This window comes from Mesorhizobium sp. B283B1A (assembly GCF_020165735.1).
GTDB classification, from domain to species: Bacteria; Pseudomonadota; Alphaproteobacteria; order Rhizobiales; family Rhizobiaceae; genus Mesorhizobium; species Mesorhizobium opportunistum.
Genome location: NZ_JAIUIQ010000019.1, coordinates 47,903 through 65,587, shown reverse-complemented (window position 1 = coordinate 65,587; position 17,685 = coordinate 47,903). Strand labels below are relative to the sequence as shown.

The following is a 17,685-nucleotide window of genomic DNA, read 5'->3' as shown; positions in this document are numbered from 1 at the left end:
CCTTCTAACTCCTTGGCGAAGAACGCCTCCCATTATGGATTCACTGTACGATCAAGTCGAGATCATGGCGGGACAGCGGCTTCGGCTGGGATTCGGTGGTCAGATAGGTGCGGCCAAGCGTCATTGCCGTCTCCGCCTCGGAATCCATGATGATCATGTGGGCGAACAGCGTCATGTTCGGCGCGATCGGCTCGGGGTTGCCCTGGTAGAACATCGGCATGTCCATCCAGGACGGGGTGAAGCGGGCACCGACCGAGTAGCCGCAGGCGTTCAGCCGATGCTTGGTCAGGCCATGCGCTTCCATGGTGCGGGCGTGGGCATCGAACACGTCACCGAAACTGTTGCCCGGTGTCATTGCCTTTTCGACGGCAAGAAGGGCCGCGCGGGCCGCGTCGAACAGTTCCTGATGGCGCTTCGAGACCTTGCCGGTCAGCACCGTGCGCATCATCGGCGCATGGTAATGATGAAAGACGCCGGCCCATTCCAGCGTCAGCTGGTCGTTCTTTGTGAGCTTGCGGCGACCGGCCTTGTAGCGGCAAAGCAGTGCGTCGATACCGGAGCCGATGATGAACTCGTTGGCCGGATAGTCGCCGCCGCCGGCAAAGATCGCGCCTTGCATGGCAGCCAGGATCAGGGCTTCGTCGCCACCCTGCTTGATCAGCGGCAAGGCCGCGTCCAGCGCGTCGTCGGAGAGGTTGGCGGCCTTCTCGGCCTTGGCGACCTCGGCCGGGCTCTTGAACAGGCGCAGCCGGCCGACGATGCCGGATGCATCGGCGATCTGGCCGAAGGTCTGCAATTGCTCGTCGAGCCGCCGGCCATTGAAGGCGGTCAGGCCGTGGGTGTCGTATTCGACGCCGATGCGGGCGCCGAGCAGGTCGAGATCGTTGAGCAGATTGCGCAGGTCGACCGCCGGATTGGCGCCGTCGCGGTCGGTCCACAGCACGATGTTGTCGATGATGGAGGTCTGGCGTGCCTGGCGCAGGTCGGCCGAGCGGGTCAAAAGCACCATCGAGCCGTCGGCCTTCACCACCAGGCACTGGAAGAAACAGAAGCCAAACGTGTCGTAGCCGGTCAGCCAGTACATGCTTTCCTGCGCGAACAGCAGCATGGCGTCGAGCTTCTTTTCGGCCATCTCGATCATCAGCCGGTCGCGCCGCGCGTCAAATTCCGATCGTTCAAAATGCAGCGCCATTATTCCTTCTCCAAAACGATGGCCGAAACCTGCCGGCCGTAATCGGGCTCCTTGCGGTGCGTGGTGCGCCGGTAGGAGTAGAACAGATCTTCCTCGGCATAGGTGCAGCGGCCGAGGCCCTCAGCCTTTACGCCGGCCCTGGCCAGCCGGTCGACCGTATAGCGGTTGAGATCGAACATGGCATGGCCGGCATGTGCCGAAGGCGCGAAATAGCCGGTGTTTTCCGCATCGGCCTCGACGAAGCGAGCGACGAATTCCGGTCCGACCTCGTAGTTTTCGGGGCCGATCGAGGGGCCGAGCACGGCTATGATGTTTTCGCGCCGGGCGCCGAGGCCTTCCATGGCGGTGATGGTATTTTCGAGCACGCCCGTGAAAGCGCCTTTCCAGCCGGCATGCGCCGCGCCGATGACGCGCGCTTCCATATCGGCGAAGAGTACTGGGCCGCAATCGGCGGTCGAGGCGCCGATGGCGATACCCGGCCGGTCGGTGACGATGGCGTCGGCCTTGGGCCGTTCGCCGGCAAAGGGTTCCCTGGCGACAATGACGTCGGGCGAATGGACCTGCCAGGCGGTCAACAGATGGTTCGGCGGCACACCCATCCAGGCGGCGACACGGCGGCGGTTCTCGGCCACCAGCGCCTGGTCGTCATCCGACCCGGTGCCGATGTTGAGGCCCTGGTAGATGCCGGTCGAGACGCCGCCTATGCGGGTGAAATAGCCATGGCGGATGCCCTGTGCCTGCGCCTTGTCCAGCAGCGGCGACCGAACGGGATCCGGTTTGGTCTGATTCAGCATGCGGGCGTTGTTGTCCGTGTGGGCGGTTTCGTCAAGAAAAAGCAGCCGGCGGTTCCACCGCTCTTTTGCCGGACGCGAGATTGGGAGGGGTAACGGTGAAAAGTCAATCCGCCGTGGCAAAGGGGCGAACGGCCACGCCACGCGGGACGATGGCAAGCACCTTGAACAGATCGCCCATCGCCTTCGGGCCGGCGAGGCGTTCGACATCGCTGGCAATCTTGTCGCGCGCCGCCTGGCCGGCATCGGCGCCAAGCCGGCCGGCGCGCTCGAGAATGCCCATGCCGAGCAGGAAATCGCCCTGTCTCGACAGATAGGCGTCGAGGCCATGTGCGCGCACGATTGCGGCAAGGGCGGCGAAATCGACATGGGAGGTGAGGTCGGCTTCGCCGGGATTGGCCAGCACGTCTTCGTGATTGTGCTTGCGCAGGGCCTGCAGCGTGTCGCCGATACCCGGCCGCAGATGGCCGTAGTCAGGGAACAGCCCGACGCCGCCATGACTGGATATGCGCTCGGCGATGGCTGCCATCAGGGCAGAGCGGGCCGGCGCCACTTCGACGATCGCACCTTGCGGTGCGTCGCCGGCGTCGGCGGGGAGCAGCGTCGGGTCGACCGAGCCGGCGCCGGCGAAGAAGCAAAGTTCGTCCTTGTCGTCGAGACCGACCATGCGCTCGCACCAGCTGGCGCCGGCCCGGACGAACTGGCGGATGGGCACGGCGTCGAACAATTCGTTGCCGACGATCAGCAGAGGCTGCCGCGGCAGCGTGTCGATTGTTTCGTGCCAGCCAACCGCGAAGGGCGTCGCGCCAAGCGTCTGTTTCTGGATCTCGGCCAGGCGCGGGCTGGTCTCGATCATGGCGAAGGCTGCGCCGTTGGCCAGGTCAGGTTCGAGCCGTGACAAGGTGCGCAGCATGTCCTTCATCAGCGTGCCACGGCCAGGACCGATCTCGGCGACGGTGACCGGTATCGGCCGGCCGATCGCAGCCCAGGCCTGGTAGAACCAGACGGCGACGAGTTCGCCGAACATCTGGCTGATCTCCGGCGCGGTGATGAAGTCGCCGGCGACGCCGAAGGGCTCGCGCGTCGTGTAGTAGCCGTCCGTGGGGTCGAACAGGCACAGCGCCATGTATTCGTTGACGGGGATCGGGCCCGTCGCCTCGATCAGGTCGACGATGCGGGTCTTCAGCCGCGTCATGTCGCCTGCTGCTCTGCTTGCGTCTCCGGCTTGGCGGTTGCCATCGCCCAGATGCCGGCCAGGATGCCGTCGGGCCACAGCTTCGGGTTGGCGGCGAGCCGCTTGGCATACAACCAGGCGAACAGGATGCCGACGATGTAGCCGACGCCGTACCAGTGCACCGCCAGCGGACCGATCTGGATGAGGATCGGGTTGATGTTGGGAAACGGCAGCGAGGCCAGCGGCAGCAGGAAATATTCGTTCAACGGGGAGCTCTCGGTTGCGAACGCGTTTGGGCGCGGACCATGCGGCAGGGTTTTGGCAGGGTCAAGGCAAGGTGGTCGGCGTCAATTGCCGGATCGGATCACCCGTTGCAGGCCAATCGCGCCGTGCAGGTGGTGCGCTCAATCCTGAGGCTTGGCGGCCACCAACTGCCGCAACGCGTCGTTGATCCTGTCCTGCCAGCCGGGGCCATCTTCCTGGAAATGATCGAGCACGGCTCGGTCGATCCGGATCGAGACAAGCTCGCGGACATTGGGCGCGGCCGAAGCTTCGCGAATTGGCGGTGCCGGCTTCTTCACCGGTTTGAAGGCAGCTTCGGCGGCTGCCATCGGATTTGTCGGTCGGCGCGGGGGCGTTGCCATCGATTGACCCTGACTGAAAGCGACTCATGCTCGACGTAAGTCGCGAAGAAAACATCACAGTAGGCGACTTGGCGCCATTTCGTATAGAAGGAACTGCTCGAGAGTCCCTGCCGGCGCAGATGCTACTTCGGCGATTTCACCAGCAATGCCTTGTACTTGGCTTCGAGGCGGTCAAACACCTCTTCGGCTGGTTTGACCCGCCCTGCGTCGGCATCGCTGATGCCTTGGGCAAGCGCTGCGTCCAGCGCGGCAAGGCGCCGGTCCAATTCCGCATTAATGGACACAGAAGACTCCCGTCAAAATGCTCTTACCATGATGATGGTAACAGCTCTTGGCTTATCAGTTCAGATCAAATCGCATCCGACTTGATGCCGCACCAGCCCTCAACCTTCTTGCATTCGGCGCGCCGCGCCACTACGTCAATTTCAGCAACCGAGGATTTGCCATGTCGACCGGACCGAACCGCATTCTCGATGAATTCGCCAAGCTGATGACCGATGCCGCGGGTGCCGCGCAAGGCGTTCGGCGCGAGGTCGAGACCGCCTTCAAGGGGCAGGCCGAGCGCATCCTCAACACGATGGACGTGGTGCAGCGCGAGGAATTCGAGGCCACGCGCGAGATGGCCGCCAAGGCCCGGGACGAGAATGCCCGGCTTGCCGCCCGTATTGAATCGCTCGAAGCCAGGCTCGCCGAACTGGCCGGTGATGCCGCACCGGCGGCGGCAGCAAAGCCTCGCGCAAAAAAATAATCGTTAAACTTTTCCACATAGTGCGAGTCTGAAAAGCGCTTTGCCGTGAATCGCTTAACGGCATTGCATGAATCTTTGTGACAGCGCCTTTCCACATGCGAATGCCGCAGTGCGAAAAATTGGGCTGTTCACGCGACTCCCGATCAATAGACTGAATTTGTTGCATGATTCGGAGCAGGGTCATGTGGCCGGGCGGTGGGGTCCGGTCTGGGGTCTTTGCGTCGAGAAGCAGTCTTTCGCGCGAAGAAAGTCCTGGCCGTCCGAGTTCTAGATCAGATTGTTCGTTGTGTGTGCCCTCCCGCGGAGCGTGTGGCGGCGCTCCTCAGAACGACAGGAAGCATTCCATGGAACTTCTCGAACTCGAATTCTCCCGCGAAATCCATCCGGTGGATGTTATCGAGCAGGTGGCCCACAACAACGACTGGTCCTTCGAACGGGCCGGCGATGATGAAATCTCGATCTCGGTTGCCGGCAGCTGGACCGACTATCACGTGTCCTTCTCCTGGATGGAGGATTTCGAGGCGCTGCATCTGGCCTGCGCCTTCGACATCAAGGTGCCGGAGACCCGCGCGCTGGAAGTGATGCGGCTGTTGTCGCTGATCAACGAGCAGATGCTGTTCGGCCATTTCGATCTCTGGGAGCAGGAAGGCGCGATCATGTTCCGCCAGTCGCTGCTTTTGGCCGGCGGGGTGGAACCGTCGAGCCAGCAGGTCGAGGTGCTCTTGTCCTCGGCGCTGGAAGCCTGCGAATGCTATTTCCAGGCGTTCCAGTTCGTGGTCTGGTCGGGAACCTCGGCCAAGGATGCGCTGGCCGGCGTATTGTTCGAGACCTATGGCAACGCCTGAGCGGTACGCGAATGAGTGCAAGCAAAGAGCGCAAACCTGAGATCAGTTTTGCCGATTTCGATCGTGTCGACATCCGCGCCGGCACGATCGTCGAGGCCGAACCGTTTCCGGAAGCGCGCAAGCCGGCCTTCAAGCTGAAGATCGATTTCGGGCCCGACATCGGCATCAAGAAGTCGTCGGCGCAGATCACCAAATACTATACGCCGGAAGCGCTTGTAGGCCGGCAGGTGTTCGCGGTGGTCAATTTCCCGCCGCGCCAGATCGGACCGTTCATGTCGGAAGTGCTGACGCTGGGTTTTCCCGACGAGGAGGGCGCCGTAGTGCTCGGCGCCATCGAGCGCAAGGTGCCGGACGGCGGGCGGCTGTTTTAGGGAACCCACCGCCGCGTTCCTTCACGCCGCGTTTTCAGATCAGCCCTCGTCAGGCGGCCAGCTTCCGCGTTCTGCCCAGCGCTTCCTCGACCGCATCGAGGAACATTTCGGCGCAAGCCTTCCAGCTGTAGCGCATGGCGCGTTCGCGAGCCTGAGAGCGGTCGACGTTGAGGGCGGCAAGCGCTGCCTCGCGCAAATCGTTCGAGACCGCGCCGCCAAAGCCGTCGCCGACGATGTCGATCGGCCCGGTCACCGGATAGGCGGCCACCGGCGTGCCGCTGGCCAGCGCCTCGATGATGACGTTGCCGAAGGTGTCGGTGCGGCTGGGGAAGACGAAGACGTCGGCAGAGGCATAGATCTCGGCCAGTTCGTCATTGGGGCGGTGGCCCAGGAAATGCGCCTGCGGGTACCTTGCCCTGAGCTTGGTGAGTTCCGGTCCCTCGCCGACGATCACCTTGCTGCCTGGCAGGTCGAGGTCGAGAAAGGCGGAAAGGTTCTTTTCGATGGCGACGCGGCCGACGCAGAGGAAGACGGGGCCGGGAAAGCCGAGGTCCTTGCGCTTGTCCGGGCGGAAATGGTCGGTATCGACGCCGCGCGTCCACGGCCGCAGCTTGTTGAAGCCGCGCGCCGAGAGATCGTCGGCGAGCGACTGGGTGGCGACCAGCGTGCCCTGGCCGGAATTGTGGAAATCACGAAGCCAGCGATAGGCCCAGCTTTCCGGCACCGGCAGCCGGGCGCTGAGATATTCAGGAAAGCGCGTGTGGTAGCTGGTGGTGAACGGGCGGCCGGCATTGCGGCAATAGCGCCGCGCCATGATGCCGAGCGGCCCTTCGGTGACGATATGGATGTGGTCGGCCTTGTAGGCATCGATCAGCCGCGCGACGTGGCCGGGCGTGGTCAACGCCAGCCTGATGTCGGGATAGGTCGGCAAGGGCAGCGTGCGGAAGATGTTGGGTGTCAGGAAATCGACCGCGACGTCGAAGGATTTCAGGGTTTCGGTGAGCCGCTCCAGCGTGTGGACGACGCCGTTGATTTGCGGGCGCCAGGCGTCGGTGACCATCAAGATGCGCATGGCGGCCCTTTGCTGGAAAGGTCGGCGGTTGCGTTGAGACGATGCCGGAACGGCGACCAGCCCGCCGCCCGCGCCTGGCTCCAGCGCACCTTGGCGGGTACGGGATCGAAGTGAGGCGGCAAGGACGAATCAAGTGTAGTCGCGCGTTTCATGCGTGCTCTTGATCATGATTTCATGACGGGCGGATGAAGCAGCCTTCCGGTTGGGCATGATCTCTGGACAAACGGTTTCCGTTTGTCCGAGAAAAGCCGGTTCTACTTTCCGGGATCACGCCGCGGTCAGGCCGGAACCTTGATCACGGCCCGCAATCCGCCGAGCGGACTGTCGTCGAGGGTGATGTCGCCGCCATGGCTGCGGGCAATGTCGCGGGCGATCGACAGGCCCAGCCCGGTGCCGCTGGCATCGAGGTTGCGGGCCTCGTCAAGCCGTACGAAGGGCTTGAACACGTCCTCGCGCCTGTCGATCGGAATGCCGGGACCGTTATCGTCGACGGTGACGACGAGGGAGCCACGTCCGTGGTCGGCGGTGACCTCCACCGTCTTGGCATAGCGGAAGGCATTGCCGATGACGTTGGACAACAGCCGGGCGAAGGCATTCGGCCGCACATGCACGGTCGGATCGCCGGAAAGCGTCGTCGACAGTTTGCATTTGCGCAGGGCCGCTTCTTCGCCGAGCTTCTGGAAATAAGCTTCGAGGTCGAAGCGTCCCGGATCTTCCGAGGCTTCGCCGCGGGCAAAGGAGAGATAGCCTTCCAGCATCGACTGCATGTCGTCGATGTCCTGGTTGAGGGCCGCCTTGGTGTCGGCCTTGCCGCCGGCCAGCGCCAGCTGCAGCTTGAAGCGGGTGAGGATGGTTCTCAGGTCATGACTGACGCCGGTCAGCATGGCGGTTCGCTGTTCGATCTGGCGCTCGATGCGCTCGCGCATCTGGATGAAGGCAAAGCCGGCACGCCGAACCTCCTCGGCGCCGCGCGGACGGAAATCGCGCGGCATCGGCCGGCCCTTGCCGAAGCTCTCGGCCGCTTCGGCAAGCGTCAGGATTGGCCGGATCTGGTTGCGCAGGAAGGGGATGGCGATCATCAGCAGCACCAGCGAGGTGCCGACCATCCAGATCAGGAAGATGTGGGTGTTCGAGGCATAAGCCTGGCTGCGGCGCACGAAGACGCGCAGCACCTTGCCCTCGAGCTGGACGCGCACTTCGACGATGTTGGAATTGCCGACGGTGTCGATCCAGAACGGGCGGTTGATCTGGCGGGTGATCTCGGACGAGAGGACATCGTCGAGGATCGAGAAGAATGGTTTCGGACCGGGCGGCGGCAGGGGATCGGGCGGCAGGAGGTCGACCTTCAACTGCATGCGGTCCTGCGCGATGCGGATGATGTTGGCGTAGTCGGCATCGTGCGGATAGGTCTCGATCAGATCGATGATGGCTGCGATGTCGCGCACGGTGGCCTGCGACAGGCGCTGCGTCACGGTCGCCCAATGACGCTCCATGAAGACGAAGGCGACGACCGATTGCAGAAGGATCATCGGCGCAATGACGATGATCAGCGAGCGCGCATAGAGCCGCTTGGGCATGTAAAGCGAAACGAGCCGCCAGAACCGGTTCCAGATGCGCGGCACCGTCTTAAGCGTTCGCGTGGCGCGTGCGCTCAAGGCGTCATTTTCCGGCTGTTCCAGTTCCGTGGTCGCCATTGGCTCTTTTCATCCGCCGGCCGCAATTCAGGCCGCCGCCGGTAACTCTATTCCACGCTGAGCCGATACCCAATACCGCGCACGGTTTGCAGCCAGACGGGGTTGGACGGATCGCGCTCGATCTTGCGGCGCAGCCGGTTGATCTGGACGTCGATGGTGCGCTCGCCGACCTCCGAATCGTCGCCGACCAGTTCGTGGCGCGGAATGGTCTCGCCGGCGCGCGCGGCGAAGATCGCCAGGATCTCCTGCTCGCGGTCGGTCAGCTTCAGCGCCTCGCCGCCGCGCTTCAGTTCGCGCCGGGCGATCTGGAAGGTGTAGGGGCCGAAGACCAGCTGTTCGACCTTGGGCGTCGTCGCCGGGCCGCCGCGGCGCAGGATGTTGTTGATGCGCAGGATCAGCTCGCGCGGATCGAAGGGTTTTGGCAGATAGTCGTCGGCGCCGGCCTCCAGTCCGGAGATGCGGCTGTCTGTCTCCGACAGCGCCGTCAGCATCAGGATCGGCACGTTCTTTTCGGCGCGCAGCGATTTGGTGAGATCGACGCCGCTTTCGCCCGGCATCATCACGTCCAGCACGAGCAGGTCGAAATCGAGGCCGGCGAGCTTGCGCCGGGCTTCGTCGGCATTGCCGGCAACGGTGACGCGAAAGCCGTTCTCGGTCAGATATTGCTTGAGAAGATTGCGGATGCGGGTGTCGTCGTCGACCACAAGCAGATGCGGCGCGTCGTCGTCCGGTGCGGCCGCCTGATCGACCCTCTCAGTGCTCTCCATGGCTTTTCCCTGACATTTTTGCGGACCCAACGTCGATCTGAGCTCTCAGTTCCGGATTGACCATCGCTTCGAGGAAGCGTTCCACCAAGGTCCGTTCGGTGGCTCCGGAATCTTCCAATGCAGCACGGATGCGGCGCGACTGTGGCCGCGCCAGGGCCAGAGCCAGCGCACGGCCCTTGGCTGTCGGATAGAGTTCGCGCTGGCGGCGGTCGCGCGGACCTTGCAATTGCACGACATGGTCGGTGTCGATCAGTTGCTTGAGCACGCGCGCCAGGCTCTGCTTGGTGATCTTGAGCACGTCGAGCAGTTCGGCGACCGTCAGGCCCGGCCTGCGGTTGACGAAATGCAGCACCCGGTGGTGGGCACGGCCGAAGCCGTAATCGGCCAGGATCTGATCGGGATCGGAGGTGAAGTCGCGATAGGCGAAGAAGAACAGCTCGATGATGGCGAAGTCGATGCCGTCCTCGTCGGTGATCGCGGTCCTGATCGGTTTCCCTGCGTGGCTTCGATCCGTCATCATTTCTCCATGGGAAAGAGATATTATGTCAGTACTATTGACGTAATTTCCCTGCAATGGTAATTTTTGACAAGCTTTTGGGCGGATTGCGAACGAAAAGGCAAGGCAAGCCGGTTTTTCCGGAACTTCCTGAGTTTGCCAGAGCGTGAATATCCGCTTACGCTTCGAGACACCGGCCGGCGTCTCCAATCACATGGCACGGCCAAAAAGAACACGCAACGACACTAACGATATGCGGGCCCCGGCCCGCGGGAGGTTACCATGGCATCCGTTCCCTTCGACCAACTGGACGGCTTCATCTGGATGAACGGCGAGTTCGTCCAGTGGGGCGACGCCAAGATCCACGTGCTGACGCACGGCCTGCACTATGCCAGCGCCGTCTTCGAGGGCGAGCGCGCCTATGGCGGCGAGATCTTCAAGCTCAAAGAGCATACCGAGCGCCTGCATGAATCGGCGCGTCTGCTCGGCTTCAAGATTCCCTATTCGGTCGCCGAGCTCAACGACGCCTCGACCACGCTGTTGAAGAAGCAGGGTTTCCAGGACGCCTATGTCAGGCCGATCGCCTGGCGCGGCAGCGAGCAGATGGGTGTCTCGGCCCAGAACAACCGCATCAACTGCGCCATCGCCATCTGGCAGTGGCCGAGCTATTTCGATCCGGCGCAGAAGCTGAAGGGCATCCGTCTCGACATCGCGGAATGGCGCCGCCCCGACCCGCGCACCGCGCCGTCAAAGTCGAAGGCCGCCGGCCTCTACATGATCTGCACCATGTCCAAACACGCCGCCGAGGCCAAGGGTTATGCCGACGCCATGATGCTCGACTGGCGCGGGCAAGTCGCGGAAGCAACCGGCGCCAACATCTTCTTCGTCAAGGACGGCAAGATCCATACACCCAAGCCCGACTGCTTCCTCGATGGCATCACTCGCCGCACGGTCATTGGCCTGGCCAAGGATCGCGGCCTTGAGGTCATTGAACGTGCAATCATGCCGGAAGAGCTCGAGGGCTTCGAGCAATGTTTCCTGACCGGGACGGCAGCGGAAGTAACGCCGGTTTCGGAGATTGGGCCTTACCGATTCGAGGTTGGTGAAATCGCAAAGAATCTCATGAACGACTATTCTGTCGCGGTTCAGCCGAAGCACGCGATCGCTGCAGAATAACGAAAGTCACAGCTTTTTTCGCAAGCAGGGGCGGTTTTCGGACCGCCCCTTTTATTTCAGCGTTTCTGCATTTGACTTTCGTCCAATTCGGCGTCTCATGATGCTGTCGGCCCGGGAGGCTGGCAGCTATGGAGGGACTAACCATATGGACATGAACACGCTTCTTCCGATCATTATACAGGTGATTACAGGCATCATCGGTGGTCAGGCGGTCGGTGCGGCGCTCAAGACGGCAGCGATGGGTCAGCTTCCCAAAATCCTGGGCGGCGCCATTGGCGGTGTCGGCGGTGCGGCCATCCTCGGCAGCCTGCTCGGCGGCACGGTCGATCCGGCAGCGGCCGCGGCGGCAACGAGCGGTCTCGGCAGCGCGCTCAACCTGCAGAACATCGTCGGCGGCGCCGGTGGCGGCGCGATCCTGACCGGCATTCTCGGCGCGGTCATGGGCGCCATGAAGAAATAAGCCTGTCACCTCGGGCTGGCCAAGTGGGCGGCTGCGGCCGCCCATTTCTGTTTTTGAAGTGCCATTTCTGTCGTCGAAGTGACTGGCTGTTCGTCCCCTCGAGGGTGGACGCCCTTCGCCGCTGCCTCTACATGACGGCCGAGATAGCGAAAGGACGATCATGGGTCAGCTCAATGCCGGCATCGTGCCGGTCACACCGTTCCAGCAGAACTGCACCATCTTGTTCGACATGGACGACAAGCACGGTGTGGTCGTCGATCCGGGCGGCGACATCGACAAGGTGCTGGCGGTGCTGAAGGACAATGCGATCACGGCCGGGGCGATCTGGATCACCCACGGCCACATCGACCATGCCGGCGGCGCGATGGACTTGAAGGAGGCGCTCGGTATCGAGATCATCGGTCCGCATGCGGCCGACAAGCCGTTGCTCGACAATCTGGCGAACCAGGGCAGGCGTTACGGCATCGACGGTTCGCGCGATTGCGTTCCCGACCGGTTCCTCACTGAGGGCGAGACCGTGTCGTTCGGCGGCCATGTGTTCGAAGTGCTGCACTGCCCGGGCCATGCGCCTGGTCATGTCGTCTATTACAACCGCGCGGCCAAGTTCGCCCATGTCGGCGACGTGCTGTTCCGCGGCTCGGTCGGCCGCACCGACCTGCCGGGCGGCGACCACGCGACGCTGATCGCGTCGATCAAGGACAAGCTGCTGCCGCTCGGCGACGATATCGGCTTCATCTGCGGCCATGGTCCCGGCGGCCGCTTTGGCGAGGAGCGCAGGACCAATCCGTTCCTGACTTGAAATCCGTCGGACTGGATCAGAGCCGCTTCAGAAAGTTTCGAAGCGGTCAGCACAACAAAAAAGCGCCGGCCTTGCAGCCAGCGCTTTTTTGTGGGGCAGGGAAGCCCTAAAGCGCTTTCGCGCTTTGAAATTCTATCTTGTGCAAGTCGTTATCCCAAAACCGCTGCGCACTTTTGGGCGACATGCACTCAGTTGGCGGTGCAGAAATGCTGTTCGCCATCATTGCCGGTGAAAGTGCCGGTACGCGAGTTGAAGCTGCGGTAGCGGTCCGAGCAGTACTCGTACCAGTCACGCGTCCACGGTTCGGCATAACGGTCGGCATAGACCACCCGCGGCTCCGCGTAGTAGCGGCGGACCGGGGCCGGGCGCACCACGACGTCACGATCGTAGTAACCGTCATCGTAGTAGCGGTCAGCGTCGGGTGGCGGCCGGTCGTTCGCCAACGCGCCACCGATCAGGGCACCGGCGGCGAGGCCGAGGACGCCGGCGGCAACGGCATCGCCATTGCCGTGGCGGTGATGGCGCCAGTCACGCGCGTTGGCGGCGGGCAAGGTCGCGAGCGTGGTGGCGACCACGGCGGCGGACAGCACGGCTGTCTTGAAAATTCGGTTCATCTTGGTCTCCTTCGTACCGGGCCGTGCAGTTTTGCAGGGGATGCGGTCCGGCTTTACCAAAGACTAATATGCGACCGTGGCTGAACGGAGGCTGAACGGATTTCGACGGGTCGATCCAAAAAGCGCCAAAAAACACGCTCGCAATTGAGCAGAACCGCCCCGCGGAGCCGACCTGTATCCGAAGCCGGCTCAGCCGACCGACAGGTTGACGGCCTTGGGGCCCTTGCCGCGCTTATCCGGCTCGGTGTCGAATGTCACTTTCTGCCCATCTTCGAGACCGGGAAGACCCGACGCCTGCACGGCCGAAATATGGACGAAGACATCCTTCGCGCCATCGTCCGGCGTGATGAAGCCGAAGCCCTTGGCATGGTTGAAGAATTTGACGGTGCCGGTCTGCGGCATGGGAAGCTCCTTTGATCCCATAAACTCCAGTCTCGGGCCGGCAAATGCCCGAGAGGAAATTTGTCCTTTATTTTAGCGTCATCGGCAAGAGAAAGTTTTACAGGCACTTAAAGCGTTGTGATGCATGTCGTTGACCTAAAACCGGATCCGGTTTTGGGCGACGTGCATTCAAGCTGCGTCGCCGACATGAAAAAGGCGCGACGAAAAATCATCGCGCCTTCCAAAAACTGTTTGCATGCCCAGGGCCAAGCCCTGGCGCCTCGTTCGCACATCCACAGGGACGTGCGACGCGTCGACGGTTCAGGCCGCGCGGAGGTTGACGGCCTTCGGGCCCTTGCCCATGCGATCCGGCTCGACGTCGAAAGTGACCTTCTGGCCATCGACCAGCGTGCGCAGGCCCGAGGCCTCGATCGCGGAAATATGGACGAACACGTCCTTGGCGCCGCCGTCGGGCGTGATGAAACCGAAGCCTTTGGTCGCGTTGAAGAATTTAACGGTGCCGGTCTGGGCCATTGGGGAAACTCCTTCACCCGTTCAGTCTTTGGTGGTCCTGCCCGCCACTGGCGTCGAGGGCAGTTCCCGGTGGTTGCTTTCGGCAGTCATGCATTGGCGCATGGTCAAACCCCCCGCCGAAAAACGGGGCCGTCAGAGATTCACAGTATCGGGGAAAGGTCGTCCAAAACGTTCCGCTCTCCGGGTCGCAAATGCCCGAACACGGAATTTATCGCACGGAAACGTGAAGGTTGCAAGATAGCGTCGCGGGCCGCCACATTGGGCGCATCCCGACGCAAGAATCGACCGATCTGAACGTCGATCGGCCGCAGATAGGCCTCGTTGCCGGGCGGGTCATCGGCCCACGGCCATGGTCAAGCATAGGCCAGCGACACCGGAGGCGCGGACCGGTCACCGCCACTCCCGTCGCGGTTTGCCGTGCGGGCTGCAAACGGGGGTTGCATTTGGAGGGCGAATTGCGAGGATCATCATCAGGGATGGGATCGAGGGAGAGATCAGCATGAAATTTCAGGCGTCATTTTTCTCCAGGCAAGGGTTTGGCTTCTCCAGACTGGGGTTCGGCTACTCCAGGCAAGGGTTGGCCGTCCTGTTCCTGTCGGCGCTTCTGGCCGCCTGCACCGTCGTCGTCGATGACGGGCCGGGGCCGCGTCCGCGACCACCGCGGCCCGAGCCGCAATTCTGCACCAAGCAATACGAGCCGGTCTGTGCCCGGCGCGGTGGTGACCGCCAGACCTTCGCCAATGCCTGCCTTGCCGACCGCGCCGGCTACCGCATCGTGCATGACGGTCCCTGCCGCGATGGCGGCGGTGGTGGCGGTGGTGGCGGTGGCGGTGGCGAAGAGCAGACATTCTGCACCCGCGAATACGCTCCCGTCTGCGCCCGCCGGCATGGCGAGATGCGCAGCTTCCCCAATGCCTGCGAAGCCCGCGCCGCGGACTATCGCGTGGTTGGTGACGGGCCGTGCTGAAAACACAGGCCGTGCTGAAAGCCTAGGCTTGCGCCTTCTCCCATGGATCGGGAGAGGGCGCAGGCTGCTCAGCGGCCGCCACGCGGCCGTATCTCTGCCCGCCAGCAATAGGCAATGAACTCGGCCGCGGGCATGGGCTTCGAAAACAGCCAGCCTTGGCCATATTCGACGCCGCGTTCGACGAGGTAGTCGGCCTGCGCCTGGGTTTCGACGCCTTCGGCGACGATCGTCAGCTTCAGCGTCTTGGCCATGTCGATGATGTGCGGCGTGACCGAACTGGTGGCGGAATTCGTGCTGATCGTGTCGATGAACGCCTTGTCGATCTTGAGCGCATCGAGCGGCAGGCCTTCGAGATGGGAGAGGCTCGAGTAGCCGGTGCCGAAGTCGTCGATCGCCACCGCATGGCCAAGTTCGCGGGCACGCGCGAGCGCCGATCGAGCCGCCTCGATATCAACGAAGCCACGCTCGGTCGCCTCGAGCCAGATTTGCTGCGGCTGGATCCCGGTGTGCTGCAGCGCCTTGGCGATAATCGGCAGAACCCGCTCCGTGCCGACATCCGCCGCGCTGAGATTGATGGCGATGTGAATGGAGCGGTCGGCAACCAGAAGGCTGTTCAGGTCGAACACGACGAGCGCGATCACCTGGTCGGTAATGGCGGTGATCAGGCCGCTCTCCTCGGCAAGCGGAATGAAAAGATCGGGCCGGGCCAGGGAGCCGTCCGGCCGCTTCCAGCGCACCAGCGCTTCGGCGCCGACGCACCTGCCGGTCTTGAGGTCGACGATCGGCTGATAGTGCACGATGAACTCGCGCTTGCGCACGGCGATCTGCAACTCTCCCAGGGGTGAAAGCCGTCTTCGGGAAAACCAGACGACCATGCCGATGATGAAGGCGGCAATGAAGGCGCCGAGCGGGAGGAGCAAAAGCTGCTGCCGGCGCACGCTGTCCAGAATCTGGCTTTCCGGTTCAGTGGCGACGGCGATCCAGCCGGTGGCGCGTGCGGTGGCAAACAAAAGGCCGTCGTCGATGCCTTCCTCAGGCCCGGCGATGATCTTTTCAACCAGCGCCGGGTCGGGGCCGTTCAGCGTGCCGAGCAGGATGCCGGTTTTCGTCGTCAAAGCGAGCTGGACACCGGGATCGACGACGACGTCGGCAAAACGCACCGGATCGAGCAGGGCGTTGTGGTGCTTGAACTGCAGCGCCATCAGCGTATGGCCCACGCTCATCACGGGCTGCATGCGCGCGGTTACAGCGATGCCGTCACTGGTGATGAAGTCCGGCCTGGAACGCGCGACGCGGCCCTCGGTCGGTCCCCACGACGAGCATTTGAGCAGGCCATTTTCAAAATAGCCCATTTCCTCGATGGTGCGCGTGTTGATGGTAAGTTGCCGCATGCGGGCTATGTGCTCCGCCGAACAGGGGATGCCGCTGAACCGGTCTATCTGCCGCAAGGCATCGTTCGCCTCATCGAGCGACATGTCGGCCCTGGCAATGGCGCGGCTGGCGAACTGGTGCAGCCGTTCGTATTCGTTCTGGACGGCCTGGGTCCATGAAAGGTGAAACATCGTGGCGATGGGCACGATGGCGCCGAGCAAGGCCAGCACCACCGCCGTCACGATGATGCGAGACCTGTCCATGTGCCTCCTGCCTTGGCCGACGATCGCGCCGGGCCGCCCACTGCCTCGGCCCCGATTGGCGGCCGCGTTCAGGCGGATCTTATGGCCTCGTCCTTACGTCAACTTTAATGGGGTGATGCAGCAAATGCTTCTCGTCTAGGCCGGATAGGCTCCATCGGCCGGCCCGGCATAAAGTTCGCTGCCGTTTTCATCGGAAATGCGCAGGCGATCGGGGACTTGCGGCATGGCCAGGCTGTGGAACAGCGCGGTCGCACCTTGCAGCGCGGCACGCAAGGTCGGCGCTTCCAGCGACACTCTGTCGAGCGTCGCTTCCTCGGCGTCACGCGACCGGTAGAACTCGATGACGAAGTTCAAGCAAGCCTCCGTGGCAAGCGTTGCATGGGCCTGTTGGGGCCGCCGCCTTAAGCAGAAGGCGGAGAGGGGCACACGAGGCGCCCCTAGTTCGTCAGCCCTTGGACTTCGGCTTCAGGCCGTTCTCCGCCTGCTTGACCGACGAGCCGAACGGGGAGGCGGCCTTGGCTACCACCTTGTCCTTCTTCGGCTTGCGCGTTTCGCGATTGCTTCGCTGCTGACCTTTGGCCATCTTGGCTGCTCCTCATGCGTGTTGGTTTGGCGTTTGGCGCGGTCTCAGACAATCGGATTGCTGGCAACAATCGGATTGTCGGCCGGTTCGAGATTGTCTTCCGTGGTAACCCGCTCATGGGTCTCGTGTTCGCTGCGGATGCGGTATTGCGGGGAACCGTCCTTGACCGGCAACCTGCTCTTGATTTCGAACAGGTCCGCGGTCTTGAGGAGAAGGCCGCCACGGCCTTTCATGCGCACGGTCTGGCCAACGGCAAAGAGGTGCGAGGGGGTGTCGTTGCGCGGCCGCGCATTCGGCTGGAAACGGATCATGCTGCATTCTCCCGGTCGCGCTTCAGCGCTGTTTCGAGGTCCAGGTAATCGATGGCGACGAGCTGGCTGGTGGGCGGGTTCTTCACCGCCCTTGCCGGCAGATGGATGAAGGTGGCGACGCGGCGCCAGGCAAGCCGCGACATGCCTTCGACCAGCTCTTCGTCGTGATCGATGTCGTAATCCCCAGCCGGCAATTGGCCCTCCAGCCCGCCGAGTATGAACGGTGCGGTGAAATGGGCGATGGAATGGGTGGTGCGGTCCGGCATTGTCCTGGCCTTGATAGTTTTGCGCCTTGATATTTTTACGCCTTGGGGGCGCATGCGAAACGGCGATCCTGAAGGCAAAAAAGCGGGGACGAGCCCCGCTTTCCTATTTCCGGCAATCGCTGGAAATAAGCCGCTTTCGAGAGCTGCCAGTACATCCGTGGTCAGC

General features: G+C 62.8%; 24 protein-coding genes and 1 pseudogene. 7 read left to right on the top strand and 18 right to left on the bottom strand.

Translation table 11 applies throughout. The features are described 5' to 3' along the window. Positions 1-40 precede the first annotated feature (40 nt). From LB577_RS17935 to LB577_RS17910, 6 genes and pseudogenes are all read right to left on the bottom strand, one after another. Positions 41-1,192 (bottom strand): M24 family metallopeptidase, encoded by a 1,152-nt coding sequence (locus tag LB577_RS17935; RefSeq protein WP_023768824.1) that lies wholly within the window; start codon positions 1,190-1,192, stop codon positions 41-43. Next, positions 1,192-1,986, bottom strand: a complete 795-nt coding sequence (gene pgeF / locus LB577_RS17930; RefSeq protein ID WP_224687707.1) for a peptidoglycan editing factor PgeF — start codon at positions 1,984-1,986, stop codon at positions 1,192-1,194. Before pgeF ends, LB577_RS17935 begins: the two co-directional genes overlap by 1 nt. A 103-nt stretch (positions 1,987-2,089) precedes the next feature. Continuing rightward, positions 2,090-3,178 carry a class I SAM-dependent methyltransferase gene (locus LB577_RS17925; RefSeq protein ID WP_224687706.1) on the bottom strand — a complete coding sequence of 363 codons (1,089 nt, stop codon included), beginning with the start codon at positions 3,176-3,178 and terminating at the stop codon, positions 2,090-2,092. Between the two features lie 59 nt (positions 3,179-3,237). Next, positions 3,238-3,423, bottom strand: a pseudogene (locus LB577_RS17920) (prolipoprotein diacylglyceryl transferase family protein); the annotation flags it as partial. A 138-nt stretch (positions 3,424-3,561) separates the two neighbouring features. Continuing rightward, the gene (locus tag LB577_RS17915; RefSeq protein WP_224687705.1) at positions 3,562-3,801 is read right to left on the bottom strand and encodes a BrnA antitoxin family protein; all 240 of its coding nucleotides are present in this window, start codon (positions 3,799-3,801) and stop codon (positions 3,562-3,564) included. A 122-nt stretch (positions 3,802-3,923) separates the two neighbouring features. After that, positions 3,924-4,085, bottom strand: a complete 162-nt coding sequence (locus LB577_RS17910; protein WP_411969289.1) for a hypothetical protein — start codon at positions 4,083-4,085, stop codon at positions 3,924-3,926. Positions 4,086-4,246: 161 nt separating this feature from the next. Between LB577_RS17910 and LB577_RS17905 the strand changes: the two genes are divergently transcribed. The 3 genes from LB577_RS17905 (at position 4,247) to LB577_RS17895 (ending at position 5,765) form a co-directional block, all read left to right on the top strand. Then, positions 4,247-4,549 carry an accessory factor UbiK family protein gene (locus LB577_RS17905; RefSeq protein ID WP_224687704.1) on the top strand — a complete coding sequence of 101 codons (303 nt, stop codon included), beginning with the start codon at positions 4,247-4,249 and terminating at the stop codon, positions 4,547-4,549. A 344-nt stretch (positions 4,550-4,893) separates the two neighbouring features. Next, the gene (locus LB577_RS17900) at positions 4,894-5,394 is read left to right on the top strand and encodes a YbjN domain-containing protein (RefSeq protein WP_013893499.1); all 501 of its coding nucleotides are present in this window, start codon (positions 4,894-4,896) and stop codon (positions 5,392-5,394) included. Positions 5,395-5,405: 11 nt separating this feature from the next. Next, complete coding sequence (locus LB577_RS17895; protein ID WP_224687703.1) at positions 5,406-5,765, top strand: tRNA-binding protein; 360 nt, start codon at positions 5,406-5,408, stop codon at positions 5,763-5,765. A gap of 49 nt (positions 5,766-5,814) precedes the next feature. Here the strand turns inward: LB577_RS17895 and LB577_RS17890 are convergent, their stop codons facing one another. The 4 genes from LB577_RS17890 to LB577_RS17875 form a co-directional block, all read right to left on the bottom strand. After that, the gene (locus tag LB577_RS17890) at positions 5,815-6,837 is read right to left on the bottom strand and encodes a glycosyltransferase family 4 protein (protein ID WP_224687702.1); all 1,023 of its coding nucleotides are present in this window, start codon (positions 6,835-6,837) and stop codon (positions 5,815-5,817) included. Between the two features lie 278 nt (positions 6,838-7,115). Continuing rightward, positions 7,116-8,531: an ATP-binding protein gene (locus LB577_RS17885; protein ID WP_224687701.1), complete on the bottom strand. Its 1,416-nt coding sequence runs from the start codon at positions 8,529-8,531 to the stop codon at positions 7,116-7,118. Between the two features lie 47 nt (positions 8,532-8,578). Then, complete coding sequence (locus LB577_RS17880; protein ID WP_013893504.1) at positions 8,579-9,298, bottom strand: response regulator; 720 nt, start codon at positions 9,296-9,298, stop codon at positions 8,579-8,581. Next, positions 9,285-9,815, bottom strand: coding sequence for a MarR family winged helix-turn-helix transcriptional regulator (locus LB577_RS17875; RefSeq protein WP_031258637.1), 531 nt, complete (start codon positions 9,813-9,815; stop codon positions 9,285-9,287). The genes LB577_RS17880 and LB577_RS17875 overlap by 14 nt, the downstream gene beginning before the upstream one ends. A gap of 261 nt (positions 9,816-10,076) precedes the next feature. On the opposite strand from LB577_RS17875, the gene LB577_RS17870 reads away from it, so the two are divergent. The 3 genes from LB577_RS17870 to LB577_RS17860 all read left to right on the top strand — a co-directional run bounded on the left by LB577_RS17870 (position 10,077) and on the right by LB577_RS17860 (position 12,229). Then, positions 10,077-10,970: a branched-chain amino acid aminotransferase gene (locus tag LB577_RS17870; protein WP_224687700.1), complete on the top strand. Its 894-nt coding sequence runs from the start codon at positions 10,077-10,079 to the stop codon at positions 10,968-10,970. 145 nt (positions 10,971-11,115) lie between these two features. Further along, positions 11,116-11,430 carry a hypothetical protein gene (locus LB577_RS17865; protein ID WP_013893507.1) on the top strand — a complete coding sequence of 105 codons (315 nt, stop codon included), beginning with the start codon at positions 11,116-11,118 and terminating at the stop codon, positions 11,428-11,430. Positions 11,431-11,590: 160 nt separating this feature from the next. After that, entirely contained in the window at positions 11,591-12,229 is a 639-nt protein-coding gene (locus LB577_RS17860; protein WP_023779617.1) for an MBL fold metallo-hydrolase, read from the top strand. 188 nt (positions 12,230-12,417) lie between these two features. Here LB577_RS17860 and LB577_RS17855 read toward each other — a convergent pair whose 3' ends face one another. The 3 genes from LB577_RS17855 to LB577_RS17845 form a co-directional block, all read right to left on the bottom strand. Further along, complete coding sequence (locus tag LB577_RS17855; protein WP_031250362.1) at positions 12,418-12,843, bottom strand: BA14K family protein; 426 nt, start codon at positions 12,841-12,843, stop codon at positions 12,418-12,420. A 189-nt stretch (positions 12,844-13,032) separates the two neighbouring features. After that, positions 13,033-13,245 (bottom strand): cold-shock protein, encoded by a 213-nt coding sequence (locus LB577_RS17850; protein WP_008877668.1) that lies wholly within the window; start codon positions 13,243-13,245, stop codon positions 13,033-13,035. 300 nt (positions 13,246-13,545) lie between these two features. Then, positions 13,546-13,758, bottom strand: coding sequence for a cold-shock protein (locus LB577_RS17845; protein ID WP_006202520.1), 213 nt, complete (start codon positions 13,756-13,758; stop codon positions 13,546-13,548). Between the two features lie 499 nt (positions 13,759-14,257). On the opposite strand from LB577_RS17845, the gene LB577_RS17840 reads away from it, so the two are divergent. Then, a complete protein-coding gene (locus LB577_RS17840) occupies positions 14,258-14,725 on the top strand; it encodes a Kazal-type serine protease inhibitor family protein (RefSeq protein WP_224687699.1) in 468 nt (155 codons plus the stop codon). A gap of 68 nt (positions 14,726-14,793) precedes the next feature. On the opposite strand, the gene LB577_RS17835 is transcribed toward LB577_RS17840, so the two are convergent. The 5 genes from LB577_RS17835 to LB577_RS17815 all read right to left on the bottom strand — a co-directional run bounded on the left by LB577_RS17835 (position 14,794) and on the right by LB577_RS17815 (position 17,519). Next, positions 14,794-16,359 carry an EAL domain-containing protein gene (locus LB577_RS17835; RefSeq protein ID WP_224687698.1) on the bottom strand — a complete coding sequence of 522 codons (1,566 nt, stop codon included), beginning with the start codon at positions 16,357-16,359 and terminating at the stop codon, positions 14,794-14,796. A gap of 135 nt (positions 16,360-16,494) precedes the next feature. Beyond that, positions 16,495-16,713: a hypothetical protein gene (locus tag LB577_RS17830; protein WP_224687697.1), complete on the bottom strand. Its 219-nt coding sequence runs from the start codon at positions 16,711-16,713 to the stop codon at positions 16,495-16,497. A 91-nt stretch (positions 16,714-16,804) separates the two neighbouring features. Continuing rightward, positions 16,805-16,942 (bottom strand): hypothetical protein, encoded by a 138-nt coding sequence (locus LB577_RS17825; RefSeq protein WP_023768804.1) that lies wholly within the window; start codon positions 16,940-16,942, stop codon positions 16,805-16,807. Between the two features lie 44 nt (positions 16,943-16,986). Then, on the bottom strand, positions 16,987-17,253 hold the full coding sequence (locus LB577_RS17820; protein ID WP_013893514.1) for a hypothetical protein: 267 nt from the start codon (positions 17,251-17,253) through the stop codon (positions 16,987-16,989). Further along, complete coding sequence (locus LB577_RS17815; RefSeq protein WP_224687696.1) at positions 17,250-17,519, bottom strand: hypothetical protein; 270 nt, start codon at positions 17,517-17,519, stop codon at positions 17,250-17,252. Before LB577_RS17815 ends, LB577_RS17820 begins: the two co-directional genes overlap by 4 nt. Between the last annotated feature and the right edge of the window lie 166 nt (positions 17,520-17,685).